The organism is Cupriavidus sp. 22TCCZM01-5, assembly GCF_057798915.1.
This window is the reverse complement of the sequence record NZ_JBYOJR010000082.1, coordinates 1-1,214: the sequence shown is the minus strand read 5'-3', so window position 1 is coordinate 1,214 and position 1,214 is coordinate 1. Positions and strand designations below refer to the sequence as shown.

Annotated in this window: 1 protein-coding gene; it reads left to right on the top strand. The window is 60.0% G+C overall.

Going from position 1 to position 1,214, the window contains the following annotated elements:
• Positions 1-89: 89 nt before the first annotated feature.
• Positions 90-1,076, top strand: coding sequence for an IS5 family transposase (locus AC3FNH_RS32495; RefSeq protein WP_488723001.1), 987 nt, complete (start codon positions 90-92; stop codon positions 1,074-1,076).
• Positions 1,077-1,214: the final 138 nt, after the last annotated feature.

The following is a 1,214-nucleotide window of genomic DNA, read 5'->3' as shown; positions in this document are numbered from 1 at the left end:
CTAGGGAAGGACTGATTTAATCAGCGCGGCGGTCATCGTTGAGTGGCGCGTCAGCGTTGTCATGTGCATGCCTAAGATGTGAGTCGGAGATGAAGCGCCAGATCAGTTTCGCGGAAGCGGAAAACCACGGAAGGAAGCGGGTGACGCGACGCGAGCGCTTCCTGACGGAGATGGAAAGCTTGGTGCCATGGTCGCGTCTGATTGCGGCGGTCGTGCCGTACTACCCCAAGGGCAAACGTGGACGGCCGCCGATCGGTCTGGAGCGGATGCTGCGCATTTACTTCCTGCAACAGTGGTACGGGCTGTCGGACGAAGCGCTGGAAGACGCGCTGTACGACAGCATGGCGATGCGGGCGTTTGCCGGGATCGACCTGGCGGTCGAAGCGGTGCCAGATGCGACGACGCTGCTGAAGTTTCGCCGCCTGCTCGTCGACCATGAACTGACGCGGAAGCTGTTCGACGAGATCGGCATCATGTTGTGCGAGCGGGGGCTGATGATGAAGGAAGGCACGATTGTGGATGCCACCATCATCGAGGCGCCACCGTCGACCAAGAACAAGGAGAAGAGCCGCGACCCGGAGATGCATCAGACCAAGAAGGGTAATGAGTGGCACTTTGGCATGAAGGCGCACGTCGGCGTGGATGCGGCTTCGGGGCTGGTACACAGTATGGTGGGCACCGCAGCGAACGAGTCGGATGTATCGCAGGCTCATGCCCTGCTGCATGGCCACGAGGAGCACGCGTTTGGCGACGCTGGCTACACGGGCGTGGACAAGCGCGAGGAGATGCAAGGCAAGACCGTGAAGTGGCAGGTGGCCGTCAAGCGCGGCAAGATCAAGGCGATGCGGGACGGGGCGGTCAAGGACTTGCTGATCGCCGTCGAACGGGCCAAGGCCCAGATTCGGGCGCGGGTCGAGCATCCGTTCCACGTCATCAAAAATCTGTTTGGTCATCGCAAGGTTCGCTACAAGGGCCTGGTCAAGAACACGGCGCAGTTGTTCAGCCTGTTTGGTCTGGCGAATCTGGTGCTCGGAAGGAAGCTGTTGTTGGCCTCACAGGGGAGCAATCCGTCCTGAGCGCGCAAAGCGCGCCAGGAAAGGTGCGAAACGAGAGAAAAAGCGGCTTGAATCGGCCCATCTCTCCCGCGAGCGAAAACCGAAATCATTGGCTTGTGCAACATCAAGCGCAAACCTCATTGATCAGCAGTTCCCTAG

Excerpts from the sequence above, each read along its gene's own strand:
- AC3FNH_RS32495 (WP_488723001.1), top strand. The coding sequence starts at position 90 with ATGAAGCGCCAGATCAGTTTCGCGGAAGCGGAAAACCACGGAAGGAAG.